Genomic DNA, 26,925 nt, shown 5'->3' with positions numbered 1-26,925 from the left:
TCCCCGGCGTCCCGCGGCGACTCAGCGTCGGACGGCGCGCTCCGGCGGCCAGCGGCCCCGGCGCTGGCGGGCGGACCACGCGTAACGGGCATCGCCGTCGAGGCAGTCGAGATGGTCCGACAGGCGGTTGCGTTCAAGCCAGCCGAGGGCTGCCTCCAACTCGGGCAGGGTCATGGTCGCGCGGCCCTTGCCGAGGACGCGCTTCAGCACGGCGTTGTAGCGGTGCGCGAGATTGCCGCCGCGCGGAACCCGCAGGGAGGCCTCGTCCTCCACCGCCTGGGCCGCCACCGCGGCGGCGAGACGCTGGCGCAGGGTCCGCTCGGTGACGGACGGCAATTCGGGCGCCGGCGCGGCCGGGGCGGGCTCGGCGAGCCGTGGGCGCAGCAGGGCGTAGCGCAGGCCGATCGCGTTGCTCTCGAGCGGCGTGATCCCGGCGGGCTCATCCTCGTCGCGCCAGCGGGTCCGCTCCGGCACGACGGCGCTGACCGGCCGTTCGCGGCGGGGCCGGATGCTGCTGCCCTGTTCGGTCTCCAGCTCCAGGCGGAACCGGGCGAAGAGCGGGTCGTCGGGATGGAAGACCAGCGCCTGCTGGGTGTCGTAGGCGCCGGCATGGGGATCGACCCGGGTCGCCCGGGCGAGCATCTGCTCCAGCCACGGGCGCGAGCGGATATGGGTGAGGGCCGCCACGACGGCGACCTCGGGGGCGTCGAGCCCCTCGTAGGCCATCGCCACCGTCACGAGGATCGCGGGCTCCGGCGTCAGGCGGAAGGCGGCGAGCGCCGCGTGCGCATCCCCCTGGCCGGAGGTGGCGAGCCGAACATCGCGCATCCCCTGCCCCGCCGGCATCCAGCTCCGGAGGGTTTCGAGGTAGGCGCGGGCGCTCGCCTGATCGGGCGCCACCACGAGGAGCTTGCCGAGCCCTCGCACCGCCTCGCCGGGCGGCAGATCGCGCTCGGCCCTGCGGCGGGCGCGCAGGCGCTTCGTGGCGTGGAAGGCCTCGCTCAGGAGATCCCGGGCGAAGCCGGTGCGCAGGGCCGTGAACAGGGCCGGCCGGGTGGTCACCCGCACCGATCCGGCGCCCAGGCGGTGCGGCCCGACCCGGGGGCTGTCCCCGGCGATCCGGCCGCCCTCCAGCCAGCTCGCCTCGCCGTCGATCGCCCCGAAGGTCACCGGCAGGACCGCCCGCTCGGCCAGCGCCTGCGCCCGGGAATAGCCGATCACCGCGAGCCCCGGGGCGTCGAGATCGAGTTCCGGTCCGCGCCCCGGCGCCGCGGGCTGGTAGGGCAGGCCGAGGATGCGCTTGCCGTCGGCCCGTTCCAGCGTTCCGGACAGGTAGAGGCGGTACGCGGCCGCCTCCATGACGGGGAGCATCGCCCGGGACCACGCCCCGGCCTCCGCCTCCTCGGCGGACCCCTCATCCGCCCCCGGCCTGCCGGGCGCAGGCAGGTGATGGACCTCGTCGATCACCAGCAGGGTGCGGTGCGCCTGCGCCTCCGCACGGTGAAGCGCAGGGGCCGCGGCGACGGCCTGATAGGTGGTGATGTAGCCGGCCAATCCCCGGGCGGGGTCGCGCTCGTTGTCGGCGGCGCGCACGCTCAAGCCGTGCCCGAAGGCCGCCCGCCAGAGCGGATCGGCAAACGCCTCCTCGGCCTGGAGGCGCAGGGAATCCCGCGGCACCACCCAGACCACGCGCTCGACGACACCCGCGGCGATCAGCCCATGCGCGGCGATCACCGGCAGCAGCGACTTGCCGCCGCCGGGCGTCACCGCCGCCAGGATGTCGCGGATGTGGCCCGCCTCCCCGTTCGCCATGGCCGCCACCAGGGCCATCAGCGTGCGTTGGTGCGACCGCAGGGACGGGGCGGGACGGGTCAATGGCCGGCGAAGCAGGGCGACATCGGCGCAAAGTGGCCGATCGCGATTCCTTTGTGAATCCCTTCCGTCGCGGAACGTTCGCGTTTTCTTCCGGGCGGGCGGTCCGGCCGCGTGCCCGCGAAGCGACTCCGCACAGCGCGCTGCCGGATCGGCGCACGAGAAGCGTTGACACCCGGCCCACCCCTCACCATAAGGGCGCCGCGGGCCGAGAGGCTCGCCTTGGGGGAATGTCCCGAGCGGCAAAGGGGGCGGACTGTAAATCCGCTGCGTAAGCTTCGTAGGTTCGAGTCCTACTTCCCCCACCAAGTCCTTCCCGATCCCGTCAGCCCTGTTTCGCCAGCGCCGCCTCGATGCGCGCGGCGGCGGCGGCGGAGAAGCCCTTCCCTTCGAGCCCCTGCCCCGCGGCCGCCTGGCCCGTGAGCGTGCGGCGCTTGCCCGCCGGCAGATGGGCCTTGCGCAGCGCATGCGCGTCCCGGTGGCTGGCATGGGTGATCGCGATGGCGAGCGCGTCGGCGGCGTCGGCCACGCGGAACTCGGCCTTCGGCAGCAGGAAGCGCACCATGGCCTGGATCTGCACCTTCTCGGCGTGGCCGGAGCCCGCCACGGTCTTCTTGATCAGATTGGCGGCGTATTCGAACACCGGCAGCCCGGCGAGCGCCGGCACCACCAGCGCCATGGCGCGGGCATGGCCGAGCTTCAGCGTCGCCTGCGCGTCCTTGTTGACGAAGGTCTCCTCCACGGCGACCTCGTCGGGCTGCTGGCTCTCGACGATGCGTCCGATCCCCTCGAACAGCTCGCGCAGCCGCAGGGCCAGGGGGAGATCGCCGTCCGAGGTGACGACGCCGCAATCGCCGTAGGTGAGCTTGGTCCCCTGCGCGGTGATGAGGCCCCAGCCGGTGCGGCGGAGCCCGGGATCGATCCCGAGGATGCGGACGGGGCTGGTCATGATGCTCCACAGGTCGCGAACAGCTCGACGAACGGCCCGAGGCTGCCGTACGTATCGTGAACGCTTGGTTTCACCAAGGCGCGTTGCCTGCGAGGACGATCATGAGCGCGCAAGCCCCGATCAGCCGCTTCCCGGTGCCGAATCTCTCCGACATGCCGGAGGATCTGCGCGCCCGCATCGCCCTCGTGCAGGAAAAGGCGGGCTTCGTGCCCAACGTCTTCCTGGCGCTGGCGCATCGGCCGGACGAGTTCCGCGCCTTCATGGCCTATCACGACGCGCTGATGGACCGGCCCGGCGGCCTGACCAAGGCCGAGCGCGAGATGATCGTGGTGGCGACCAGCGCGGCGAACGATTGCCTGTACTGCCTCGTCGCCCACGGGGCGATCCTGCGGGTCCGCGCCAAGGATCCGCGGATCGCCGACCAGATCGCGGTGAACTACGCCAAGGCGGACATCACCCCGCGCCAGCGCGCCATGCTGGATTTCGCCGTCAAGGTCGCGACCCGCTCACAGGCTGTGGGGCCGGAGGATCACGCGACGTTGGCAGCGCACGGGTTCAGCCCGGACGACATCTGGGACATCGCCTCCATCACCGCGCTCTTCGCCCTGTCGAACCGGATCGCCAGCGTGGCGGAGCTGCGCCCGAACGACGAGTTTTTTGGGATGGGCCGGTGAGTCGGGGTCCGTTCGCCGGGCGCAGACCGTCCGTCACGCAAGTCATGGTTTCGAAAGGGCGCGCCCTTTCGCGGGTCCAGGGCAGAGCCCAGGGATATCTCAGGGCCCTGCCCTGAGTACCCGCGAAAGGTCTCGCCCCAGCCCTTTAAGGTGTTTGAGCTAGGTGCCGGGATCACACCCATGGCCCTTCTAACCAATTGATGGAGCCGGCGTATTTCCCCTCCCGCTTGCCGGGAGGGGCCAGGGGTGGGGGTGGTGCAGACGGCACCGCAGCGCTCAATCCTGAGCCACCCCCACCTCCAGCTCCTCCCCGCACGGGGGAGGCGAGCGCGTCCTGTCCGTATCCCACAGGGCCGAAAACACCTTTAAAGGGCTGGGGCAGAGCCTTTTGGAAGCCCGGTCTCGTCTCCCGGGATCCGATCGGCGGTGCCCACTCAGCCCGGAGCGGGCGCCGGCACCAGAACGCGCGCCGGGGCGAGGCGGCGGGCGCGCCGCACCTGCCGCACCGTGACCGGCCGGTAGAGCTGCTTCGTCGCGTCGACCACGTGCAGGCCCGCGAAGGGCAGGGACAGGCCGGTGCCGATCCACTCCCAGGCCGGCCCGGTGCGCAGCATCAGGCGGGAGCGCACCGGCGGCATGTAGAGCGTCTCGGTCCAGTTCACCGGCGAGAACAGCGTGTCGCGCATCAGCCGCCCGAGCTGCGAGCGGCTGTAGGGCTGGCCATGGCCGAAGGGGGTCGCCTCCCGTCGCGCCCAGACGCCCCGCCGGTTCGGCACCACCAGGATCATCCGCCCGCCGGGGGTGAGGGTCCGCCACACCTCCTGCAGGAGTTCCGAGGGGCTCTCGACGGCTTCGAGGGCGTGGATGAGGATGATCCGATCGACCGCGGATTCGGGCAGCGGCATCATGGTGGGATCGGCCAAAGCCGTGCAGGACCGCCCGCTCGTCGGCCAGTTCACCACCCCCTGGCTGGTCGGCATGAAGGCGAGGGTGCGCTCGGCGATGCAGTGGATCGGGCTCAGATACGGCATCGCGTAACCGATCCCGAGCACGCGCAGGCCCGAGACCGAGCCGAGGAACTCGTGGATCGAGCGGCCGACCACGCGATGCGTCGTGCGGCCCAGGGGGCTGGCGTAGAAGGCCCGCAAGCCGTTGACGTCGAGACGCATGGAGAGGCAAGCTGCCGAGTCGGGAACGGTTGCCGTACTCAATGGTGACCCGCGCCGCCCGCGGCAAGCGTAACGGGACTCGCGTAACGGGACTCGCGTGGACGGAACCCGGCTGCGGGACCGCCTGTTCACGGCGACAGCGTTTGCACCCGAGTTTGCGCCCCGAGGAGATCTTCCCGATGGCCGCCGAGACCGAGATCCGCACCTTCCTGTGCCGCAGCGACAATATCGGCGTCCTGATCCGCGACCCCGCTACCGGGGCCTGTGCGGCGATCGACGTGCCGGAGGCCGATCCGGTGCTGAGGGCTCTCGATGAGACCGGCTGGCGGCTCACCGACATCCTCGTCACACACCGGCACGGCGACCATGTCGAGGGCATCCCCGCGGTCAAGCAGGCCACCGGCGCCCGGGTCGTCGCGCCCGCCAAGGCCGGAGACGCGGTCCCGCTCGTGGATGTCACGGTCCGGGAGGGCGACACGGTGCGGGTCGGCGATCTCGGTGCCGAGGTCTGGGAGACGCCGGGCCACTGCGCCGACCACGTCACCTACTGGTTCGCGCAAGCCGGCCTCGTCTGCGCCGGCGACACGCTGTTCACCCTCGGCTGCGGCCGGGTGCTGGAAGGCCCGCCCGAGACCCTCTACCGGTCGCTCCGGCGCTTCGACGCGCTGCCCGATTCCGCGCAGGTCTTCAGCGGCCACGACTACGTACTCGCCAACGCCCGCTTCGCCCTGGCGGCCGAACCGGATAACGCGGCCCTCAAGGCTCGCCTCGCCGAGGCGGAAGCCGCGAAGGCGCAGGGCCGCTTCCTCGTACCCTCGTCTCTGGGCGCGGAGCGCGCCACCAACCCGTTCCTGCGTTGCGCAGTGCCCACCCTCGCAAAGTCGGTCGATTTGCCACCAGGAAGCGATCCTGAAACGGTCTTCGTCGCTCTAAGGGCGTGGAAGAACCGCTTCTGACGCAGGTGATAACGAGAAAAATTTGTTGCCTTCTCAAGGCAAACTGACACATAGGAGTGTTTAAGCGGTCCTAATCCGCTCAGGTAACCGGGCTCCCCGGGGGGAAGCCGTAACGTCAACGTGAAGCGCCGGGACGCTTCAGCCGGTATGATGGGGGTCCGTCTCGCCCTACCACCTGTCCACCTCCCGCCTTCCGCTTCCTTTCCTTAAGCCAGAATCCGACGGGTCCAAGGAGGAGGCGCTCAGCGCCAAAGCCAAGCTCTCCGTCGCAGGGGTCGCCGATGCCGGTACGCTCCGGGATGCGGTCGATGCGTCTGGCGGGTCGCGGCCCCGCACGCCCGTGGCAGCCGATGTGCGGCTGCTCGGGATCGCCACGGAGCATCTCTCCCGGCTCGGACCCAAACGCGTGACGGTCGTGGCCGTCGCCGCCGAGGCGGGCATGACCCACGCCAACGTCTACCGCTATTTCCCCTCGAAGGACGCGCTCCTCGACGCGGTGGCGGGGCGCTGGCTGCGCGAGGTCGAGGCCCGGCTCGCCGGCATCGCCGACGCGCCCGATCCGGCCGACGACAAGATCGAGCGCCTGCTCACCGCGCTGGCCACCGTTCAGCGCGACGCGCTGGTCGACGAGCCGAACCTGTTCGCGGTCCATCTCGACGCCACGGTGGCGGCCCGGCCGATCGCCCGGCGGCACCGCGTGCGCCTGCGCAGCCTCGTCGAGCGGGTGGTGGAGGAGGGAATTACCTCCGGGATCTTCTCGGCCCGCGACCGGGAACGGGCGATCGCCTACATCTTCGACGCGAGTTACCGCTTCACGCATCCGCTGGCGATCCAGCACGATGCCGAAGTGCCGCGTGATCTGATCGAGGCGCGCTTCGGCGCCGTCATCCACGCGATCCAGCGGGTTCTGCGCTCCGGCGTGCTCTGAACCGCTGCAAAGCCGATGCACTTTTGGAGGCCCGGACCTTGCGTCCGGGCCTTCGCGTTTGCGGCTGAGCAATCGGCGGCACCGCGCGGGCGGACCTGAAATGACAGCTTTTCAGATCTGTCATCCAAGCTTTACGGCACGCCAGAGCTTGGGTGCAGTGCACCTAAAACCTTCGCGGCGTTGATGTTTCCTGATGCGAGCCGCCGACGATCCGGCCCCTGCGGCCCCGAGGATGAGGGGCCTGCACGCCCCACATCGGGTTGAAGCGACGGTGCTTTTCGGCCACACAGCCGCGCAGATTTCACAGCGGCGAATCCGGTCCCTCTCCCGGCTGATGAAAAGCCCCGGCCTCGCCTGACGCAGCATCGAACTCGACACGCAGCGGAGACGAATCCGACATGGCGCGCAACAAGATTGCCCTCATCGGTGCCGGTCAGATCGGCGGCACCCTGGCCCTCCTGGCCGGCCTCAAGGATCTCGGGGACGTGGTGCTGTTCGACATCGTCGACGGCGTGCCGCAGGGCAAGGCGCTCGACATCGCCGAGGCCGCTCCCGTCGAGGGCTTCGACGCGACCTATGCGGGTGCGAGCGATTATGCCGCCATCAAGGGCGCCGACGTGGTGATCGTCACCGCCGGCGTGCCGCGCAAGCCCGGCATGAGCCGCGACGACCTGATCGGCATCAACCTGAAGGTCATGCAGGCGGTGGGCGAGGGCATCAAGACCTACGCGCCGGACGCCTTCGTGATCTGCATCACCAACCCGCTCGACGCGATGGTCTGGGCGCTGCAGAAGTTCTCGGGGCTGCCGACCAACAAGATCGTCGGCATGGCCGGCGTGCTGGATTCCGCCCGCTTCCGCCACTTCCTCGCGGAAGAGTTCAAGGTCTCGGTGGAGGACGTCACCGCCTTCGTGCTCGGCGGCCACGGCGACGACATGGTGCCGCTGACCCGCTACTCCACGGTCGCGGGCGTGCCGCTGACCGACCTCGTCAAGCTCGGCTGGACCACCCAGGAGAAGCTCGACGCCATGGTCGAGCGCACCCGCAAGGGCGGCGGCGAGATCGTCAACCTGCTCAAGACCGGCTCGGCCTTCTACGCGCCCGCCGCCTCCGCAATCGCCATGGCCGAGAGCTACCTGCGCGACAAGAAGCGGGTCCTGCCCTGCGCCGCCTATCTCGACGGCCAGTACGGCGTGACCGGCATGTTCATCGGCGTGCCGATCGTGATCGGCGCGAACGGCGTGGAGCGCGTGCTCGAAGTGACCTTCGACGCGGCCGAGAAGGCGATGTTCGACAAGTCGGTCGCCTCGGTGACGGGCCTGATCGAGGCCTGCAAGGGCGTCGACGCTTCGCTGGCGTAGAAACAAGGCGAATAGGGAGTAGGAAGTAGCGAATAGGGTCAAATCGGTCCGCTCGCGCTACATCGACTATTCGCTATTCGCTGCTCCCTATTCGCTCCTCCTTAAGAGGCTCCGATGAACATCCACGAATACCAGGCCAAGGCCGTGCTGAAGGAGTTCGGCCTGCCCGTCTCCCGCGGCGTGGCGATCTTCAACCCGTCGGAGGCCGAGGCCGCCGCCAAGGAACTCGGCGGCCCGGTCTGGGTCGTGAAGAGCCAGATCCACGCGGGCGGCCGCGGCAAGGGCACCTTCAAGGGTGCGCCCGAGGGCGCCAAGGGCGGCGTGCGCGTCACCAAGTCGATCGACGAGGTGAAGCAGTTCGCCGGCGAGATGCTCGGCCAGACGCTGGTGACGATCCAGACCGGCCCGGCCGGCAAGCAGGTCAACCGCCTCTACATCGAGGAAGGCGCCCAGATCGCCGAGGAATTCTACCTCTCGATGCTGGTCGATCGCACCACCGGCGGCGTGGCCTTCGTGGTCTCGACCGAGGGCGGCATGGATATCGAGGCGGTCGCCCACGATACCCCTGAGAAGATCCACACGATCGCGGTCGATCCGGCCACGGGCGTGATGCCCCACCATGGCCGCGCCGTCGCCAAGGCGCTGGGCCTGTCGGGCAATCAGGCCAAGGAAGCGGCCTCGCTCACGGAAAAGCTCTACGCGGCCTTCGTGGCCAAGGACATGAGCCTTCTGGAGATCAACCCGCTGGTCCTGACCGCGGATGGGCACCTCAAGTGCCTCGACGCCAAGATGGCCTTCGATTCGAACGCCCTCTACCGGCACCCCGACATCGTGGCGCTGCGCGACGAGACCGAGGAGGACGCCAAGGAGATCGAGGCGTCGAAGTACGACCTCGCCTATATCGCCCTCGACGGCACGATCGGCTGCATGGTCAACGGCGCCGGCCTCGCCATGGCGACGCTCGATATCATCAAGCTCTACGGCGAGGAGCCGGCGAACTTTTTGGATGTCGGCGGCGGCGCCTCCGAGGAGAAGGTGACGGCGGCGTTCAAGATCATCACCGCCGACCCGAACGTGAAGGGGATCCTCGTCAACATCTTCGGCGGGATCATGAAGTGCGACGTGATCGCCAACGGCGTGATCGCGGCCGTGAAGGCGGTGGGCCTGCAGGTGCCGCTGGTGGTGCGCCTCGAAGGCACCAATGTCGAGCAGGGCAAGGCCATCATCCGCAATTCCGGCCTCAACGTCATCCCGGCGGACGACCTCGACGACGCCGCCCAGAAGATCGTCGCCGCCGTGAAGGGAGCCTGATCATGTCGGTGATGATCGACGCCAACACCAAGGTCATCTGCCAGGGTTTCACCGGCAAGAACGGGACCTTCCACTCCGAACAGGCCATCGCGTACGGCACCAAGATGGTCGGCGGCACGAGCCCCGGTAAGGGCGGCTCGACCCATCTCGGCCTGCCGGTCTTCGACACGGTGGCCGAGGCCCGCGAGGCCACGGGCGCCGAGGCCTCGGTGGTCTACGTGCCGCCGCCCGGCGCCGCCGACGCGATCTGCGAGGCGATCGCCGCCGAGGTGCCGCTGATCGTCTGCATCACGGAGGGCATCCCGGTGCTCGACATGGTGCGGGTCAAGCGGGCGCTGACGGGCTCGAAGTCGCGCCTCGTCGGGCCGAACTGCCCCGGCATCGTCACGGCGGGCGAGTCGAAGATCGGCATCATGCCGGCCAACATCTTCCGGCCGGGCTCCGTCGGCATCGTGTCCCGCTCGGGCACGCTGACCTACGAGGCGGTGTTCCAGACCTCCAATGCCGGCCTCGGCCAGACCACGGCGGTCGGCATCGGCGGCGACCCGGTGAAGGGCACCGAGTTCATCGACGTGCTGGAGCTGTTCCTGGCCGACCCGAAGACCGAGTCGATCGTGATGATCGGCGAGATCGGCGGCTCGGCCGAGGAGGAGGCCGCCCAGTTCCTCAAGGACGAGGCCAAGCGCGGGCGCAAGAAGCCGATGGTCGGCTTCATCGCCGGCCGCACGGCGCCTCCGGGCCGCCGCATGGGCCATGCCGGCGCGATCATCTCGGGCGGCAAGGGCGGCGCCGAGGACAAGATCGCCGCGATGGAGGCCGCGGGCATCCGCGTGTCGCCGTCGCCGGCGCGCCTCGGCTCGACGCTGGTCGAGGTGCTGAAGGGCTAAGAGCCCGGCGCGCCTGCGTTGCGGCCATCGCAGGGCCGCACCACCCATATCGGGCGTGCAGAGACGATCTCAGCGGGGCGGTCACCCGCCCCGTTTCGGTTTGAGGGCGATCCGCCGCGCTGACGGAGAGCCCGGAGGGCAGGGCTCCTGCCCGCGCGACAGGATGGACGCACCATGGCACGCCAGGACGTGAACGAAGCGCTCCTCGAAACCTCGTTCCTCTACGGCACCAACGCCGCCTATATCGAGGAATTGCAGGCGGCCTACGCCCGCAACCCCGCCTCGGTGGATCCGGAGTGGCAGGCCTTCTTCAAGGGTCTCGGCGAGGACGAGACGCTCGTCGAGAAGAACGCCGCCGGCGCCTCCTGGGAGAAGCCGAACTGGCCGGTGCCGCTGAACGGCGAGCTGGTCTCGGCGCTCGACGGCAACTGGGGCGCCCTGGAGAAGGCGGTCGGCGACCGGATCGTCGCCCGCGATGCCAAGGAGGCCAAGCCCGGCAAGCCGCAGGACAGCGTCACCGCCACCACCGGCGTCTCGGTCGAGCAGGCGACGAAGGATTCGGTTCGGGCGATCATGCTGATCCGCTCCTACCGCATGCGCGGCCACCTGCACGCCAAGCTCGATCCGCTCGGCCTCGCCCCCCGTGGCGACCACGAGGAGCTGCACCCGCAGCATTACGGCTTCACCGAGGAATCCGACTGGGACCGCCCGATCTTCCTCGACAACGTGCTCGGCCTCCAGTTCGGCACGATCCGCGAGATCGTCGACATCCTGGAGCGGACCTACTGCCAGACGCTCGGCGTCGAGTTCATGCACATCTCCGATCCCGCCGAGAAGGCGTGGATCCAGGAGCGCATCGAGGGCAAGGACAAGGAGATTTCCTTCACGCCCGAGGGCCGCAGGGCGATCCTGAACAAGCTGATCGAGGCCGAGGGCTTCGAGAAATTCCTGGATCTCAAATACACCGGCACCAAGCGCTTCGGCCTCGACGGCGGCGAGTCGATGATCCCGGCGCTGGAGCAGATCATCAAGCGCGGCGGCGCGCTCGGCGTCCGTGAGATCGTGCTCGGCATGGCCCATCGCGGCCGGCTCAACGTGCTGACCAACGTGATGGCCAAGCCGTTCCGGGCGGTGTTCCACGAATTCAAGGGCGGCTCGGCCTCGCCGGCCGAGGTGGAGGGTTCGGGCGACGTGAAGTACCACCTGGGCGCGTCCTCGGACCGCGCCTTCGACGGCAACAACGTCCACCTGTCGCTCACCGCCAACCCGTCGCACCTGGAGATCGTCGATCCGGTGGTGCTGGGGAAGGTCCGCGCCAAGCAGGATCAGTGGGCCAAGCCCAATATCGAGCGCCGCACGGTGCTGCCGCTCCTCATCCACGGTGACGCCGCCTTCGCGGGCCAGGGCGTGGTGGCGGAGTGCTTCGGCCTGTCGGGCCTGAAGGGCCACCGCACCGGCGGCTCGATCCACTTCATCATCAACAACCAGATCGGCTTCACCACCGATCCGCGCTTCTCGCGCTCCTCGCCGTACCCGTCCGACGTCGCCAAGATGGTCGAGGCGCCGATCTTCCACTGCAACGGCGACGATCCCGAGGCCGTCACCTTCGCGGCGAAAGTGGCCGTCGAGTACCGGCAGAAGTTCGGCAAGCCGGTCGTCATCGACATGCTGTGCTACCGCCGCTTCGGCCACAATGAGGGCGACGAGCCGGCCTTCACCCAGCCGAAGATGTACCAGCGGATCCGCAAGCATCCGTCGGTGCTGGAGACCTACGGCCGCAAGCTCGTCGAGAACGGCTCCGTCACCCAGGAGGCGCTCGATGCCCGCAAGGCCGAGTTCCGCGGGATGCTCGACAGCGAGCTCGACGTCGCCAACACCTACAAGGCCAACAAGGCCGACTGGCTCGACGGCCGCTGGTCCGGCGTGAAGGCGGTCCACGAGGACGTGGACGATCCGCGCCGTGGCCGCACCGCCGTGCCGGCCGAGACCCTGCAGGAGATCGCCCGCAAGATCACGCAGGTGCCCCCGGGCTTCCACCTGCACCGCACGATCCAGCGCTTCATGGACAACCGCGCCAAGGCGGTGGAGACCGGGGCCGGCATCGATTGGGCGACCGCCGAGGCCCTGGCCTTCGGTGCGACCCTGCTCGACGGCAACCGCGTCCGGCTCTCGGGCCAGGATGTCGAGCGCGGCACCTTCTCGCAGCGCCACGCCGTGGTGATCGATCAGGAGAACGAGCAGCGCTTCACGCCGCTCAACGCGATCCGCGAGGGGCAGGCCTCGATCGAGATCATCAACTCGATGCTCTCCGAGGAGGCGGTGCTCGGCTTCGAATACGGCTACTCCCTGGCCGAGCCGAACGCCCTGGTCCTGTGGGAGGCGCAGTTCGGCGACTTCGCCAACGGCGCCCAGGTGGTGATCGACCAGTTCATCGCCTCCGGCGAGCGCAAGTGGCTGCGCATGTCCGGCCTCGTGCTGCTGCTGCCGCACGGCTACGAGGGGCAGGGTCCCGAGCACTCCTCCGCCCGCCTGGAGCGCTACCTCCAGGCCTGCGCCGAGGACAACATGCAGGTCGCCAACGTCACGACGCCGGCGAACTACTTCCACATCCTGCGCCGGCAGCTGAAGCGCGACTTCCGCAAGCCGCTGGTGCTGATGACGCCGAAGTCGCTGCTGCGCCACAAGCGCGCCGTCTCGAACCTCGACGCGCTGGCCGAGGGCTCGACCTTCCACCGCGTCCTCTGGGACGACGCCGAGGAGGAGGGCGCGCAGAACAAGCTGGTGCGCGACGACAAGATCCGGCGCGTCGTGCTGTGCTCGGGCAAGGTCTATTACGACCTGCTGGAAGAGCGGGAGAAGCGCGGCCTCAACGACATCTACCTGATGCGCGTCGAGCAGCTCTACCCGTTCCCGCTGAAGGCCCTGGCCAACGAGATGGCGCGCTTCCGCAACGCCGACGTGATCTGGTGCCAGGAAGAGCCCAAGAACATGGGCGCTTGGTCCTTCGTCGAGCCCTACCTCGAATGGGTGCTCGGGCAAGCCGGCTCCGCGGTGAAGCGCGCCCGCTACGTCGGCCGCCCGGCCTCGGCTTCGACGGCCGTGGGCCAGATGTCGAAGCACCAGGCCCAGCTCCAGGCCTTCCTCAACGAGGCCCTGGCCGTCTGACCCTATTGAGACTCGGCGGCGACCCGCAGGGGCCGCCGCCTTCACGCTTCAGGCCGTCCGGCACGGCCCAACCGATCCGGAAGTGCGAGACCTATGGCTACCGACATCCTCGTTCCCACGCTCGGCGAATCTGTCAGCGAGGCCACCATCGGCCGCTGGTTCAAGAAGCCCGGCGACCCGGTCGCGGCCGACGAGCCGATCGTTGAGCTTGAGACCGACAAGGTCACCCTTGAGGTCAATGCCCCGGCGGCCGGCCAGCTCGGCGAGATCCTGGCGAAGGACGGCGAGACCGTGGAACCCGGCGCGCTGCTCGGCTCGATCGTCGAGGCCGGCGCGGGCGGCGGCACGGCCAAGAAGGCGGCACCCAAGGAGGCCGCCGAGACAAAGGCGGAGAGCCGGAGCGAAGCCCCGAAGGCCGCCGCGCCCGCGAAGGCCGAGGCGCCGGCCCAGGAATCCTCTGCCGGCTACGGCAATCACGGTGGCGGCGCCGCTCCCGCTACGCAGCAGCGCCCGGTCGGCGACAACGGCCCGGCGGTGGCCAAGCTCGCCCGCGAATCCGGTGTCGACCCGTCGAGCGTGAACGGCTCCGGCAAGGACGGCCGCGTCACCAAGGGCGACATGCTGGGCGCCATCGCCAAGGGCCCGTCGGCGGCCCCCGCCAAGGAGGCCCGCCCGACCCTGCCGCGCGCCCCCTCGGCGCCGGACGACGCCGCGCGCGAGGAGCGCGTGCGCATGACGAAGCTGCGCCAGACCATCGCGCGCCGCCTCAAGGATGCCCAGGACACCGCGGCGATGCTGACGACGTTCAACGACGTCGACATGTCGGCCGTGATGGCGCTGCGCAGCCAGTACAAGGACATCTTCGAGAAGAAGCACGGCACGAAGCTCGGCTTCATGGGCTTCTTCACCAAGGCGGTGATCGGCGCCCTCAAGGACGTGCCGGCGGTCAACGCCGAGATCGACGGGCAGGACCTCGTCTACAAGAACTATTACCACATCGGCATCGCGGTCGGCACCGATAAGGGTCTCGTCGTCCCGGTGGTGCGCAACGCCGACGACCTGTCGATCGCCGGTATCGAGAAGACGATCGCCGGCTTCGGCAAGAAGGCCCGCGAGGGCAAGCTCTCGATCGAGGAGATGCAGGGCGGCACCTTCACGATCACCAACGGTGGCATCTACGGCTCGCTGATGTCGACGCCGATCCTCAACGCGCCGCAATCCGGCATCCTCGGCATGCACCGCATCGAGGAGCGCCCGGTGGTCCGCGCCGGCAAGATCGAGGCGCGGCCGATGATGTACCTCGCCCTGTCGTACGATCATCGCATCGTCGACGGTAAGGAGGCCGTGACCTTCCTGGTGCGGGTCAAGGAGGCGCTGGAGGATCCGGCGCGGCTCGTGCTGGATCTCTGAGACCGTCGTGGTGATCCGGGATCATGCAGACATGGGTCTTGATCTCGGAGATCGTGCGCAATCTGGGGCTCGCGCTCGCCGCTTTGGTGGGCGCGGCCCTTGCGTGGCGGAAGCTCAAACCAGAGCTGACCCAGGCGGGATCTGCCGCGTCACAAGCGGAACTTGCGCGCCGCGCGCACGTCACCGAACTCTTCAATCGCGCGGCTGGACAACTGGGAGACGAGCGGCTCGAAGTACGCTTGGCGGCGATCTACGTGCTACGCGAAATCGGACGTGATTTTCCTGATCTGTCCGACCCCATATTCGAACTTCTGCAGGCGCACCTGCGCGAACGTCGGTCCCGCTACGAGGAACTCGAACCACCCATCGATGTGAAAGCCATCATCGAAACGCTGCGCATGAGGATTTCCGCCGATGAACCACCGCATCCAATCTAGGACCCATCCGACCGTCAATCTACGTGGCGCCTTCATACGTCACACCGATCTCAGCAATGCCGATCTTCGGCAGGCTGATCTGTCCCGTGTCGATGCAAGCGGTGCCGCGTTCCGGAACTCCGATTTTCAGGATGCGCTGCTCAGCGGAACGATTCTGCGAGGCGCGGATCTGACCGGCGCACGCAACCTGACCGCAGCGCAACTTGCGGCCGCGATCATCGATGAGCATACGCGCCTGCCGAACTACATCGACCGCCAGACTCTGACCGGTAAAACGGGTGACACGGTAGGAGCCGGGGCTTGACCGCGTTTTCCAACCCAGTCGCCATCGTCACCGGCGGTAGCCGCGGCATCGGCCGCGCGGTGTCGCTGATGCTCGCGGAGCGTGGCTACGCAGTCTGCTTGAGCTACGTGTCGGACGCCGCCGCGGCGCAAGCCGTGGTCGACGCGATCACCGCCAGGGGGGGCCGAGCGCGCGCCGTGAAGGGCGATGTCGCCAGCGAGGCCGACGTGATCGCCCTGTTCCAGGCGGCCGACGGGCTCGGGCGCCTCGCCGCGCTCGTCAACAATGCCGGCGTGGTCGACGTGAAGTCGGACGTCGCCGATATGAGCCTCGCCCGCCTCCAGCGGATGATGAACACCAACGTGGTCGGGAGCTTCCTGTGCGCCCGCGAGGCCGTGCGGCGGATGTCGACCAAGCGCGGCGGGGCCGGGGGCGCGATCGTGAACCTGTCCTCGGTGGCTGCCCGTCTCGGCGGACCCGGCCAGTTCGTGGATTACGCCGCCTCGAAGGGCGCCATCGATTCCCTGACGATCGGGCTTGCCCGCGAGGTGGCCGGCGAAGGAATCCGCGTCAACGCGGTGGCGCCCGGCATCATCGCCACCGAGATCCACGCCAGCGGCGGCGAGCCCGACCGGGTCGAACGCCTCGGCCCCGCCGTCCCGATGGGCCGGGCCGGGACCGCCGAGGAGGTCGCCGCCCCGATCGTGTGGCTCCTCTCGGACGAGGCCTCCTACACCACGGGCGCCATCCTCGATATCGGCGGCGGCCGCTGATCCCGACCTGACTTTCCCTGCCCGTCGCAAACGCGGCACGACCGAGCGGAAGCGAACCTGCATGTCCTACGATCTCGTTGTCATCGGCACCGGCCCCGGCGGCTATGTCTGCGCGATCCGCGCGGCGCAGCTCGGCCTGCGCACCGCCGTGGTCGAGAAGCGCGCCACCCATGGCGGCACCTGCCTCAATGTCGGCTGCATCCCGTCGAAGGCCCTGCTCCACGCCTCCGAGGCGTTCGAGGAGGCCAACAAGCATTTCGCCGATCTCGGAATCGATGTCGGCACGCCGAAGCTCGACCTGAAGAAGATGATGGCCTTCAAGGCCGAGGGCGTGGCCGGCAACACCAAGGGCGTCGAGTTCCTGCTCAAGAAGAACAAGGTCGACACCTTCCACGGCACCGGCCGGATCGCCGGGGCGGGCCGGGTCGAGGTCATCGCCGAGGATGGCGGCAACCAGATGCTGGAGACCAAGAGCATCGTCATCGCCACCGGCTCGGACGTGGCGCGGCTGCCCGGCGTGACCATCGACGAGAAGGTCGTGGTCTCCTCCACCGGCGCCCTCGAACTCGACCGGGTGCCGAAGAAGCTCCTCGTCATCGGCGCCGGCGTGATCGGGCTGGAACTGGGCTCGGTCTGGCGGCGGCTCGGCGCCGAGGTAACGGTGGTCGAGTATCTCGACCGCGTGCTGCCCGGCATGGATGGCGAGGTCGGCAAGCAGTTCCAGCGGATCCTGACCAAGCAGGGCATCGCCTTCAAGCTGTCCACCAAGGTGACCGGCGTCGAGGTCGGCAAGAAGGGGGGCGCCAGCGTCACCGTCGAGCCGGCCGCGGGCGGCGAGGCCGAGACGCTGCAGGCGGACGTGGTGCTCGTCTGCATCGGCCGGACTCCCTACACGGAGGGCCTGGGCCTCGACACGGTCGGCGTCCAGCGGGACGACAAGGGCCGGATCCAGACCGATTCCCACTACGCCACCAACGTCACCGGCATCTACGCCATCGGCGACGTGATCGCCGGCCCGATGCTCGCCCACAAGGCCGAGGACGAGGGCGTCGCCGTGGCCGAGATGCTGGCCGGCCAGTCGGGCCACGTGAATTACGGCGTGATCCCGAACGTCGTCTACACGTTCCCGGAGGTCGCCTCGGTGGGCAAGACCGAGGAGGAGCTGACCAAGGACGGCATCGCCTACAATGCCGGCAAGTTCCCGTTCACGGCGAACGGCCGCGCCAAGGCCAACGGCACCACGGATGGGTTCGTGAAGGTGCTGGCCGATGCCCAGACCGACCGGGTGCTCGGCGTCCACATCGTCGGGGCGGATGCCGGAAACCTGATCGCCGAGGTGGCGGTCGCGATGGAGTTCGGCGCCTCGTCCGAGGACATCGCCCGGACCTGCCACGCGCACCCGACGCTGACCGAGGCCGTGAAGGAAGCCGCGCTCGCGGTGAACAAGCGCGCCATCCACGTCTGAGCGTCCGTTCGACTGATGATACCGGGTTTCCAAAGGGCTTCGCCCTTTGGCGGGTTCTCAGGGCAGAGCCCTGAGACGTTCACCAGGGCTCTGCCCTGGACCCGCGAAAGGTCCCGACCTTTCGGAACCGGGATCAGGCGATCTTGCGCCGGGGGGTCGGCAGGTCCGCGATCCGCAGCAGCGCGCTCGGCGCGGGCGGCGCCGTCAGGGCGTTCAGGAGATAGGGCCGGCGCAGGCCGAGCGCGTTGTGCAGGGCAAGGTCGATGTCGCGGGCGTAGAACGGCATCCGCAGCACCGCATCGACGCCGAAATAGCGACCCGCCTGGGCGACCGGCTCCAGCTCGGCGGTGGTCAGGAGGGTGATCCGGGTGGCCAGATGCAGGGGCTGGATCTGGCAGGCGAGTTCGAGCCCGTCGATGCCGGCGAGCTTCACGTCGATGAAGGCGAAATCGTAGGCCGCGAGCTTCAACTGCTTGAGGGCGTGGCGGCCGTCATCGGTCTCATCGAGTTCGATCGTGAACCCGCTCCGGGCCACGACCCGGCTGATTGCCGAGCGGCCGGCCGGGGACGAGCAGGCGAGCAGCGCCCGCGTCGGCGCCCGGCGCCGGGCATCGGCATGGAGCAGCTGCTCGATATGGTTGGGGTCGAGCGGCGTCTTGAGCACCTCGTAGGCGCCGAGGCTGGTGGCGATCTCCTGCCATTGGGCCAGCACGCGGTTGGCGACGAGGACCAGGCAGGGCGGTTCCGCCCCCGCGCGGCGCGCCACCGCGACCGCCTCGGGTCCGCTCAGATCTTCCAGCTGGAGCCCCACGAAAGCGAGGCTGGGGCGGCGCCGGAGCAGGATGTCGCACAGCGCCTGACCGGACGTCGCCTCGTGGATCACGGCTCCGGAATCGAAGCGCCGGACGACGCCGCCGAGCACTGCCCGGCGACCCGCGTCACAATCCGCGATCACGACCCTCGCGGGCGTCCGCGCCCCCTCAAGCTCCATGACGACCGTCCGCGCCGACCCATCCCGTATCGGCTAGAGTGGGCGCAGATGGTGACGAAGCCATTAAAGAAAACAGCCGTTCACCCGATACAGAGGATGAACTTACCACTTTGGCGACGATCGGCCGCCGAATGCGCGGCAATAACAAACTAGATCAACGTCCGGCGCGGGGGTGGGCGGCCGCGTAGGCGCTCATCAGCCGGGCGGCATCGACCTGGGTGTAGAGCTGCGTGGTCGACAGGGAGGCGTGGCCGAGCAGTTCCTGGATTGCGCGCAACTCGCCCTGGCGGGCGAGGAGATGGGTCGCGAAGGAGTGGCGCAGGGCGTGGGGTGTGGCGCTCTCCGGCAGGCCGAGGGCGCCGCGGGCGTGGGCCACCGTGTACTGGATGATCCGGGGCGAGAGCGGGCCGCCGCGGGCGCCGACGAACAGGGGTCCTTCCGGGGGGAGCGGCAGCGGGCAGGCGGCGACGTAATCGGCCACCGCCTGGGCGACGACGGGCAGGATCGGCACCATGCGCTGCTTGCCGCCCTTGCCCAGCACCGTGACCTGATCGACGCCCGGCAGCGGGGCGTCGCGGCGGGTGAGGCCGAGGGCCTCCGAAATGCGCAGGCCGGCGCCGTAGAGCAGGGCCAGCACGGCGGCGTCGCGGGCGAGAATCCAGGGCTCGCGCTCCTCGCCGGCGCGGATCCCGGTATCGGTGAGCGCGACCGCGGCGGAGACCGGCAGCGGCCGGGGCAGCCGCCGCGGGACCTTTGGCGAGCGCACGCCGCCGAGCGCCGAGACGGTGCCGTGACCCTCGCGCTCCAGGAAGCGCGCGAAGGAGCGCAGGCCCGCCAGCATGCGCATCAGCGAGCGCCCGGAGACCTCGTCGGCCCGGCGCGCCGCCATGAAAGCGCGGATGTCGCGCACCTTCAGGGCGACCAGCATCGGGATGGTCGGCGTGCCGAGCCGTCCCGCGAGATGCCGGAGGAACTGGCGCAGGTCGCGCCCATAGGCCTCGACGGTGTTGGGCGACATCCGCCGCTCGCGCGCCAACCCGTCGAGCCACGCCAGGACCACGGCGCGCAGGCGCGCGTCGCCGGGAAACAGCAGACAATCGTCCTGGGTCACGGGTGCGCTCATGGGGCCAATCGACCGGATCAGCCTTGCCGGAGACTTAACGCGGGCCGCCGTTCAGGCCCAAAGCTCGCCTCGCACGGGGCGCCATGCCAAGCTCGATCCATGACCCTCCTCGCCTATGCCGGCGCCGCCCTCGCGGAGATCGCCGGATGCTTCGCGTTCTGGTCCTGGCTCCGGCTCGGACGCTCGCCTCTGTGGATGCTGCCGGGCCTCGCCTCGCTCGTGCTGTTCGCCTTCCTGCTGACCCTGGTGGACAGCCCGGCGGCGGGGCGAGCCTTCGCGGCCTATGGCGGCGTCTACATCGCTGCCTCGATCCTCTGGATGTGGCTCACGGAGGGCCAGCGGCCGGATCGCTGGGACCTTACGGGGGGTGCGGTCTGCCTCGTCGGCACCGCGATCATCCTGCTCGGCCGCCGGCCCTGAAGGCCTGTTCGACCCGCGATCCCGGGTTTCCAAAGGGCTTCAGCCCAGCCCTTCTAAGGTGTTTGTTGTGTGCCCAAGTCGTTGGGATGACAGGATCATCGGACGGATTGGGGTGTGTCTGGTCGGCCGTTCTGGAGCGGTTCGAGCACCAGGCGCCGGCCAGTGTGATGGCGCGGACGCTTCTGGAGCAGGCGTTTCCGGCGGCGTGGCTCGATGCGGTGTTCGCAGCCCATCGCCAGCGCCAGTACGAGCGTGAGTTGCTGTTCTCGACGGTGGTCGAGCTGATGATGCTGGTGGCGGTCGGCTTGCGGCCCTCGTTGCACGCGGCGGCCCGGCAGGCGGGGCCTCTGCCGGTGTCGCTGCCGGCGCTGTACGACAAGCTCAAGCGCACGGATCCGGCCCTGCTGGGGGCGCTGGTGCGCGCCAGCGCCGAGCGGCTCGGCCCGGTTCTGGCGGAGCTGGGGGCGAGGCCGGCCCGCCTGCCGGGCTACGCGCTGCGGGTGATCGACGGCAACCATCTGCCGGCCAGCCACAAGCGCCTGAAGGCGCTGCGCGAGTGCCGGGGCGCGGCGCTGCCGGGGCTGGCGATGGTGGTCTACGATCCTGACAGCGGCTTGGTGACCGATCTCGTGGCGGGCGAGGACGCCTTCACGCACGAGCGGGTCCTGGCTGCGCCCCTGTTGGACAGGGCCGGTCCGGGACAGGTCTGGGTCGGCGACCGACACTTCTGTCCCGGAGGGCTGTTGCGCGGTTGGGATGCGGCCGGGGCCGGGTTCGTGGTGCGCGAGCACGCCACGCATCCCCGCCTGCGAAATGCCGGCCCCTGGCGCATGGCCGGCCGGACCAAGACCGGCCGCCTGCGCGAGCAGGCTATCACCCCCGCCGGGGCCGATCCCGATCAGGCCCCGGCCCCCCGATCACGCCCCGACCTGGCGGCGGATCGAACTTACCCTGACGCAGCCGACCCAGGCGGCCGATCGGGTTCTGCGGCTGTGGAGCAACCTGCCGGCCTCGGTGAGCGCAGCCCAGATCGCACAGGTCTATCGGGACCGCTGGCGCATCGAGGGCCTGTTCCAGCGCCTGGAGGGCGTGCTGCGCAGTGAGATCCCCAGCCTGGGTCATCCCCGTGCGGCGCTGTTCGGGTTCGGTGTGGCCCTGCTGGCCTACAACGTCCTGGCGCTGATCGAGCGCTGCGTGGAGCAGGTGCACACCCCCGCCGCGAAGCCCGCCGTGCAGGCGGCGCCCAAGATCTCCGCGCAGGCGGCGCCCAAGATCTCCCTGTATCATCTCGTCTTGCAGATCCGCGGCGGCTACGAAGGCCTGCTGATTGCTCTGCCCCCGGAGCACTGGACGGCCTGCGGTGCGGCCGACCCACCCGTCCTGGCCGAGCGCCTGCTGAGCTTGGCCCGCAAGATCGACCCCGGGTGCGTGGCGGTCCGCCGGCGAAAACCCAAAGATCCCGCAGAAAACCCAAGCCCGCCAGCAGAAACCACGTCGCAACGGCCAGGGTTCTGGCAGCCCAAACACCTTAAAAGGGCTGGGTCTCGCCCTTTCGAAACCGGTCCCCATGAGCCTCGATTTCACCGTCCAGCAGTTCCTGCTCGCCCTTTCGGGCCTGGTCGCGATCGTCAACCCGATCGGCGGCGCCTTCATCTTCGCCCAGGTGGCGGGCGCCTACAGCCACGCCGAGCGCGTGCTGCTGTCGCGCCGGATCGGCGTCTACGCGGCTTTGGTGATGCTGGGCGCGCTCTGGGCCGGGACGCCGATCCTCAACTTCTTCGGCGTCACCCTGGCGGCCCTGCGCATCGCGGGCGGGCTGGTGGTGATGTCGTCGGCCTGGACCCAACTCAACCGGCCGGAGGCGCGCGAGGCGCGCAAGCAGGCCGAAGCCTCGGGCTCGGCCGGCCGGAGCGCCGCGGCCTCATCCGAGCCGGCGCCCGCGGCGCTCTCGGAGATCGCCTTCTTCCCGCTGACCCTGCCGTTCACCACCGGGCCGGGTACGATCGCGGTGGCGATCACCCTGGGCGCGAACAGGCCCGCGGCTTACGCCGAGCGGGCCGGGTTCTACCTCGGCGTCACGCTGGCGGCGCTCGTGGTCGCCGTCACGGTCGCCCTGCTCTACGCCTCGGCCGACCGGGTCGTCGCGCTGATCGGCCCGGCCCGCGCCCGGGTGGTCGGGCGCCTGTTCGCCTTCCTGCTGCTCTGCGTCGGCACGCAGATCCTGATCAACGGCCTCACCGACGTCATCGCGCCTCTGCTGGCGGCGCGATGACGTCGGGCGTCGTGAAGAGGGCCGTCAGATGACCGGCAGGGTTCCGGGGTCGCCGAACAGGGCGGCGTGGCCCGCGTAGTAGAGGAACAGGAAGATCGCGAGCGCCGCGCCGTACCAGGCCGGCGCCAGGAGCACCTGCCGGGCCCGCACCGGGACCCGGACATCGTCGGCGGCGATCGCCAGCAGCACCACGATGATGCCGGAATGGCCGATCGCGTCCACCTTGCCGAACTCGACGATCGCCGAGACGAAGATCGCCGCCAGGATGATCGCCGCGCAGCGGCGGACGAGCGGCGTCCAGATCAACGCGAAGGCGAGGGTGAATTCGATGACGCCCGCGGCCTGCATGAACAGTTCGGGCGTCGCGCCCATGGTCATCTGCGGCTTGGCGGCGAGCAGCGGCGCCGACCATTCCGGATAGGCCCACTTCTCGATCGAGGCCCACATCAGCGTGATCGCGGCGGCCCAGCGGACGATGTCCAGGGGACGGATGTCGAAGGGCTTCACGCCGACACCCTGGGCGATCAGGTAGACGGCGATCCCGAGGAAGATCGGGTAGTCGGCGAGGTGGAACACCCCGTATTGCGCGGTCGCGTAGCTGAACAGGAAGACGAGGCCGAGGCCGGTGATCGGCATCGTGCGGCGCCAGATCAGGCAGCCGGCCAGCGCGAGCTGGAGCCACGGGATCCAGGTCACGTCTGTCTTCAGCTCGGGCGTCAGGATGATGCCGCCGAGGTCGAACAGCGACACGAGGAAGAAGCCCAGCGTGGCGCGGACCAGCAACTCGGTATCGGTGCGGATCCGTGTCGTGACGCGGTCGAGGGCGTTGAGCAGCGCGCCGCCCAGGGGCGTGCCTTCGGCCAGGCAGCCGAATGTCAGGCAGAGCAGCGCGAGGCCGGTGAGCCATTCGAAGTTGAGGCAGAGCACCTGCTCGAGACCCTGCGGCTGCCCGGCCACGTCGTAGGCGCAGAACCACTTGACGTGCGCCTCGGCGGCGCTTGTCCCGGCGAGAATCAGGGGGCCGGTTATACCGAGGGCGCGGGCGACCGGAACCAGCTTCTTGTTGGGTATTGGCATTGAGCCCTCGTCGCGGCGCAACGACACCGTGGTTACCGAAGGACTTAAATATATAGCGCGCATTTTAGCCAACGGTTTGTTAACGAATATGAGCGAACGGTTAACGCTGTGGATTGCGCTTAGGTCGCATCGCATCGCGTTCGGGCTGCACCGCACGACGGACTTCAGTCCTCCGGCGACCCGGCGCGGACTGCCCGTGTTCTTGGTTGCTGGTTCGGATCGCTGCACAATCGGCAGTCTTCGATGCCGCCGAGTCGTGCCGGGCACGTCTCGCCTTGCGCTATCCCCCCTAGTCTCGCAGATCCGGTTCCTGCCCTGACGCCGCTGATCTCGGCACCGGGTCGGTTCGCCGTGGGGCAACAATTCTATCTTCTAATATTATGGCATAAAATACATATAGAATGCAATAATAAAACGCATTGTTGCCCTATCGTGAAATAGATGTAGAGGATGTATTTAGCAACAATACGAGGTATGACGCGAGATTGATTCGTTAATGTTTAGGCTGTAGCGGGAAGAAGCCTGCGGAAAACGCAAGGCTTGGGATTGCAACTTGCGTGAGCGCGCGCGTTGTCTTGGCTGGCCTGAGCCCGGGGCGATGCCGGTGAGGCTGTTCCGCCGAGGCAGGGGCCGAGTGACAGGGTGCATGCGATGGGGAGGGACGCCATTCCGAGGCCCGACACACCTGTCGATCCCCAGCGGCCGCGCGACACTCTGAACCGCCGCGCGGGGTGGCTCATCGCTCGCCCGCAGGCCCTCCGGGCGAATCACCGCGGTCGGCCATCCGTCGTCTGCGCAGGGCCGGCGGCTCGGAGATGACCGAAACGGCCCCCTGACGGCAATCCGCCCCCGGGGCCGGTCCCGGGTGCACCGCATCGATCCTGACATCCCCCGCGGGACGGTTCCCCGGCGCCCCGGCGCGCGGCGGCCGCTCGATCCATCAGCAAGGAGACATTTCATGAGTGACGAAACGCAGACCAAGGTTCAGCCCTGGTACGGGCCGGACGAGGTCCAGTTGATCCAGCGCGACCTTCTCGGTTCGGCGGCGAAGATCCTGATCCTCTGCCTGGGCGGCAAGGGCGGTGTCGGCAAGACGACGATCGCGCTTCAGGTCGCCGATCTCTGCGCCGAGGTCGGTCCGGTCCTGGCGATCGACACCGATCCGGCCAACCGCCATTTCCACACAGCTTTAATGCAGGAAACCAACCCCGGCAGCGATAGCTTCGTGCCGCGCCGGCCCGACATCACCTGCTTCCGTCAGCGCCTGCGCGCGGAGGACAGCACCGGCCGCGTCGACCCGACCCTGTGCCAGGACATGATCGAGCACGTGATCGAGGCCGCCGAGCGCTTCGTGGTGGTCGATTTCCCGGCCGGCGACACCGAGACGACCCGCCGCTGCGCCGAGATCATCGTGGAGAGCTGCCGGGAGTCGAACATCCGCCTCGCCGTGGTCGTCGCGGCCGGTGCCGTCGATCCGACCGCCCTCGATGTCCTGCGCGAACTCAAGCCGATGCTGATCGAGTGCGACCGCGCGATCCTGGCGAAGAACACCGCGCAGGCGACCAATTTCGACTACCTCGAATCCGCCGACCTCGTGAAAGCCCTGCGCAAGCAGCCGAATTTCCGGGTGATCGAGATCGAGAAGATCGGCGAGCGCCTGATCGAGGCCCTGCGCGTACAGAACATGACCTGGCAGACGCTGGCCAACACGGCGCCGATGCGCCTGCGCGTTGAGGGCCGCCGCCTCCGGCGCAACTTCCACCAAGTTTGGCGGGATGCGCTCCGGCCGTGACCAACCTCGAGCGGTTCTACCGGTCGGTCCACGGCCGCGATCTTCAGCCCTGGGAGCGTCAGCTCGCGGTGCGGATCGCGGCCGCCCTGAACACGACGACGGACGACGACTTCGTCGTCCACCTGCTGCTCGTGTACATGTCCACCAACGCGATCACCAACATGTACAATGAGTTGGTGGCCGCCCGGAACACGCTCGCCGAAGACAACCGCGACCTGATCCAGACGGTCACGAAGGATATGCGCCGCAACAGGCTGCTGACCTACGGCCTGCTTGGTGCCGTGGCCCTCTGCCTCGTCACCTGCGCCTGGACCCTCGGCACGGTCCTCAACCTCTCCAGCGGCAGCGCCGTCAACGGGGCGCGCAATGCCGCCGCGCAGGATTCCTACGATCCCCGCGGCACGGGGCGGATCCCGCGCGGGCCGGACCCCGGCCGCTGAAGCGGCGACGTCACGGCGCCGGCGGCCGGGCCGAGAACGCGGCGGTCACGAGGTCGCGCTCCGTGCGCGCCGACAGCGTCGCCAGGAAGGCCAGGAGATCGCTCCGCTCCGCGGCCGTCAGATGGAGCGGCTTGATCAGCCGGGAGCGGCTCGGACGCTCGATCCCACCGCGGTCGTAGAGATCGATCACGGCTTCGAGGTTCGGCACCGATCCATCGTGCATGTAGGGACCGCGCTGGCCGACCTCCCGGAGGGTCGGTGTCTTGAAGGCGTAGCGCAGCGCGACCGAGGTCGGCTTGAAGCGGCCACGTCCGATATCGGTCCCCGAACCGACGCCGATGTCGTGGAACGAGTTGTCGGTGAACGACCAGCCGGAATGACAGTTGGCGCAGCCCGCCCGCCCGTTGAACAGATCGAAGCCGCGCTTGGCCGGCTCGGCGATGGCGTCCTCCTGGCCGGCGATCCACCGATCGAACGGGGCCGGCTCGGTCACGATCAGGCGCTCGAAGGTGGCGAGCGCGGCCTCCAGCCGTTCGCGGGTGATCGCCGGATCGCTGAACGCGCTCGTGAAGGCGGCGACGTAATCCGGGTCGCCGGAGAGCCGGGACAGGGCCTCGTTCATCGGCAGGTTCATGTTGCCCGGTGCCGTGATCGGCATCGCGGAGACCGATTCGAGCGTCGGGAACTTGCCGTCCCAGCCGAGCGGGCCGTCCTGCCAGGCGACGTTCAGGACCGTCGGCGTGCGCAGGTCCATGTCGCCCTGCTCGCGCGTCGCCGCGCGGGCGCGTCCGTCGGCCCAGGCGAGGTCCGGGACGTGGCAGGTCGCGCAGGCCCGGGTCCGGTCGCCGGACAGGATCGGATCGAAGAACAGGCGCCGGCCGAGCTCGGCCTTGGCGGCCGAGTACGGGTTGCCGGCGGGGAACGGGATCTCGGCGGGCGGGCGATAGGTCTCGCGCCAGCCGGCGCGGCGCGGATCGGGGCCGCTGCCGACCCCGACACCCACACCGACGAATCCGAGAATCGCCGCAACTGCGGCGCCGACCTTCCACGCCATCATGAACCTCACGAAGGCGTGTTTATGCTCCTATTCGTTGATGACCGATGAATCTCCGTATGAATATTTCTGCGCCCGATAGTGCAAATTCATGCAAAACTTCGGTGCGGCCAAGC

The 26,925-nt window shown here is 69.1% G+C and carries 24 protein-coding genes and 1 tRNA gene; 18 read left to right on the top strand and 7 right to left on the bottom strand.

All coding sequences use genetic code 11. The features are described 5' to 3' along the window. Positions 1 to 21 precede the first annotated feature (21 nt). Entirely contained in the window at positions 22 to 1,875 is a 1,854-nt protein-coding gene (locus FVE89_RS29490; protein WP_161393701.1) for a DEAD/DEAH box helicase family protein, read from the bottom strand. Positions 1,876 to 2,096: 221 nt separating this feature from the next. On the opposite strand from FVE89_RS29490, the gene FVE89_RS29485 reads away from it, so the two are divergent. Continuing rightward, positions 2,097 to 2,180, top strand: a tRNA-Tyr gene (locus FVE89_RS29485). Positions 2,181 to 2,197: 17 nt separating this feature from the next. Here the strand turns inward: FVE89_RS29485 and ruvC are convergent. Further along, positions 2,198 to 2,821 (bottom strand): crossover junction endodeoxyribonuclease RuvC, encoded by a 624-nt coding sequence (gene ruvC / locus FVE89_RS29480; RefSeq protein ID WP_161393700.1) that lies wholly within the window; start codon positions 2,819 to 2,821, stop codon positions 2,198 to 2,200. Between the two features lie 101 nt (positions 2,822 to 2,922). Here ruvC and FVE89_RS29475 point away from each other — a divergent pair, with 101 nt between their 5' ends. Next, entirely contained in the window at positions 2,923 to 3,495 is a 573-nt protein-coding gene (locus FVE89_RS29475) for a peroxidase-related enzyme (protein WP_161393699.1), read from the top strand. Positions 3,496 to 3,929: 434 nt separating this feature from the next. Here FVE89_RS29475 and FVE89_RS29470 read toward each other — a convergent pair whose 3' ends face one another. Further along, positions 3,930 to 4,664 carry a methyltransferase domain-containing protein gene (locus FVE89_RS29470; protein WP_161393698.1) on the bottom strand — a complete coding sequence of 245 codons (735 nt, stop codon included), beginning with the start codon at positions 4,662 to 4,664 and terminating at the stop codon, positions 3,930 to 3,932. Between the two features lie 179 nt (positions 4,665 to 4,843). Between FVE89_RS29470 and gloB the strand changes: the two genes are divergently transcribed. From gloB to lpdA, 11 genes are all read left to right on the top strand, one after another. Further along, a complete protein-coding gene (gene gloB, locus FVE89_RS29465; RefSeq protein ID WP_161393697.1) occupies positions 4,844 to 5,620 on the top strand; it encodes a hydroxyacylglutathione hydrolase in 777 nt (258 codons plus the stop codon). A gap of 340 nt (positions 5,621 to 5,960) precedes the next feature. Then, complete coding sequence (locus FVE89_RS29460; protein ID WP_244042145.1) at positions 5,961 to 6,548, top strand: TetR family transcriptional regulator; 588 nt, start codon at positions 5,961 to 5,963, stop codon at positions 6,546 to 6,548. A 398-nt stretch (positions 6,549 to 6,946) separates the two neighbouring features. Next, positions 6,947 to 7,909 carry a malate dehydrogenase gene (gene mdh, locus FVE89_RS29455; RefSeq protein WP_161393696.1) on the top strand — a complete coding sequence of 321 codons (963 nt, stop codon included), beginning with the start codon at positions 6,947 to 6,949 and terminating at the stop codon, positions 7,907 to 7,909. 114 nt (positions 7,910 to 8,023) lie between these two features. Next, the gene (gene sucC, locus FVE89_RS29450; protein ID WP_161393695.1) at positions 8,024 to 9,220 is read left to right on the top strand and encodes an ADP-forming succinate--CoA ligase subunit beta; all 1,197 of its coding nucleotides are present in this window, start codon (positions 8,024 to 8,026) and stop codon (positions 9,218 to 9,220) included. Positions 9,221 to 9,222: 2 nt separating this feature from the next. Next, a complete protein-coding gene (gene sucD / locus FVE89_RS29445) occupies positions 9,223 to 10,107 on the top strand; it encodes a succinate--CoA ligase subunit alpha (RefSeq protein ID WP_161393694.1) in 885 nt (294 codons plus the stop codon). A gap of 174 nt (positions 10,108 to 10,281) precedes the next feature. Further along, positions 10,282 to 13,272, top strand: a complete 2,991-nt coding sequence (locus FVE89_RS29440) for a 2-oxoglutarate dehydrogenase E1 component (RefSeq protein WP_161393693.1) — start codon at positions 10,282 to 10,284, stop codon at positions 13,270 to 13,272. A gap of 93 nt (positions 13,273 to 13,365) precedes the next feature. After that, the gene (odhB, locus tag FVE89_RS29435; RefSeq protein ID WP_161393692.1) at positions 13,366 to 14,682 is read left to right on the top strand and encodes a 2-oxoglutarate dehydrogenase complex dihydrolipoyllysine-residue succinyltransferase; all 1,317 of its coding nucleotides are present in this window, start codon (positions 13,366 to 13,368) and stop codon (positions 14,680 to 14,682) included. Between the two features lie 23 nt (positions 14,683 to 14,705). Continuing rightward, on the top strand, positions 14,706 to 15,119 hold the full coding sequence (locus tag FVE89_RS29430; protein WP_246731231.1) for a hypothetical protein: 414 nt from the start codon (positions 14,706 to 14,708) through the stop codon (positions 15,117 to 15,119). After that, positions 15,097 to 15,423 carry a pentapeptide repeat-containing protein gene (locus tag FVE89_RS29425; RefSeq protein ID WP_161393691.1) on the top strand — a complete coding sequence of 109 codons (327 nt, stop codon included), beginning with the start codon at positions 15,097 to 15,099 and terminating at the stop codon, positions 15,421 to 15,423. Before FVE89_RS29430 ends, FVE89_RS29425 begins: the two co-directional genes overlap by 23 nt. Continuing rightward, a complete protein-coding gene (locus tag FVE89_RS29420) occupies positions 15,420 to 16,175 on the top strand; it encodes an SDR family oxidoreductase (RefSeq protein WP_161393690.1) in 756 nt (251 codons plus the stop codon). The genes FVE89_RS29425 and FVE89_RS29420 overlap by 4 nt, the downstream gene beginning before the upstream one ends. Before the next feature lie 61 nt (positions 16,176 to 16,236). Then, positions 16,237 to 17,640, top strand: a complete 1,404-nt coding sequence (gene lpdA, locus FVE89_RS29415) for a dihydrolipoyl dehydrogenase (protein WP_161393689.1) — start codon at positions 16,237 to 16,239, stop codon at positions 17,638 to 17,640. Positions 17,641 to 17,773: 133 nt separating this feature from the next. On the opposite strand, the gene FVE89_RS29410 is transcribed toward lpdA, so the two are convergent. Continuing rightward, positions 17,774 to 18,595: a response regulator gene (locus tag FVE89_RS29410; RefSeq protein WP_348644747.1), complete on the bottom strand. Its 822-nt coding sequence runs from the start codon at positions 18,593 to 18,595 to the stop codon at positions 17,774 to 17,776. A 190-nt stretch (positions 18,596 to 18,785) separates the two neighbouring features. Next, a complete protein-coding gene (locus tag FVE89_RS29405) occupies positions 18,786 to 19,754 on the bottom strand; it encodes a tyrosine recombinase XerC (RefSeq protein ID WP_161393687.1) in 969 nt (322 codons plus the stop codon). Between the two features lie 99 nt (positions 19,755 to 19,853). Here FVE89_RS29405 and FVE89_RS29400 point away from each other — a divergent pair, with 99 nt between their 5' ends. From FVE89_RS29400 to FVE89_RS29390, 3 genes are all read left to right on the top strand, one after another. Next, positions 19,854 to 20,174: a YnfA family protein gene (locus FVE89_RS29400; RefSeq protein WP_161393686.1), complete on the top strand. Its 321-nt coding sequence runs from the start codon at positions 19,854 to 19,856 to the stop codon at positions 20,172 to 20,174. Positions 20,175 to 20,260: 86 nt separating this feature from the next. Then, positions 20,261 to 21,277, top strand: a complete 1,017-nt coding sequence (locus FVE89_RS29395) for a transposase (protein WP_246731230.1) — start codon at positions 20,261 to 20,263, stop codon at positions 21,275 to 21,277. A 464-nt stretch (positions 21,278 to 21,741) separates the two neighbouring features. Next, positions 21,742 to 22,446, top strand: a complete 705-nt coding sequence (locus FVE89_RS29390) for a MarC family protein (RefSeq protein WP_161393685.1) — start codon at positions 21,742 to 21,744, stop codon at positions 22,444 to 22,446. A 24-nt stretch (positions 22,447 to 22,470) separates the two neighbouring features. Here the strand turns inward: FVE89_RS29390 and FVE89_RS29385 are convergent, their stop codons facing one another. Then, on the bottom strand, positions 22,471 to 23,523 hold the full coding sequence (locus FVE89_RS29385; RefSeq protein ID WP_161393684.1) for a hypothetical protein: 1,053 nt from the start codon (positions 23,521 to 23,523) through the stop codon (positions 22,471 to 22,473). 958 nt (positions 23,524 to 24,481) lie between these two features. On the opposite strand from FVE89_RS29385, the gene FVE89_RS29380 reads away from it, so the two are divergent. Together FVE89_RS29380 and FVE89_RS29375 are read left to right on the top strand one after the other, a co-directional pair. Beyond that, a complete protein-coding gene (locus tag FVE89_RS29380) occupies positions 24,482 to 25,315 on the top strand; it encodes an ArsA-related P-loop ATPase (protein WP_161393683.1) in 834 nt (277 codons plus the stop codon). Continuing rightward, positions 25,312 to 25,755, top strand: coding sequence for a hypothetical protein (locus FVE89_RS29375; RefSeq protein WP_161393682.1), 444 nt, complete (start codon positions 25,312 to 25,314; stop codon positions 25,753 to 25,755). Before FVE89_RS29380 ends, FVE89_RS29375 begins: the two co-directional genes overlap by 4 nt. A 10-nt stretch (positions 25,756 to 25,765) precedes the next feature. Here FVE89_RS29375 and FVE89_RS29370 read toward each other — a convergent pair whose 3' ends face one another. After that, on the bottom strand, positions 25,766 to 26,809 hold the full coding sequence (locus tag FVE89_RS29370; RefSeq protein ID WP_161393737.1) for a cytochrome c peroxidase: 1,044 nt from the start codon (positions 26,807 to 26,809) through the stop codon (positions 25,766 to 25,768). Positions 26,810 to 26,925 lie beyond the last annotated feature (116 nt).

The organism is Methylobacterium sp. 2A (assembly GCF_009806555.1).
Lineage (GTDB): Bacteria > Pseudomonadota > Alphaproteobacteria > Rhizobiales > Beijerinckiaceae > Methylobacterium.
The sequence above is the reverse complement of the archived record's forward strand: the minus strand, read 5'-3'. Positions and strand labels throughout refer to the sequence as shown.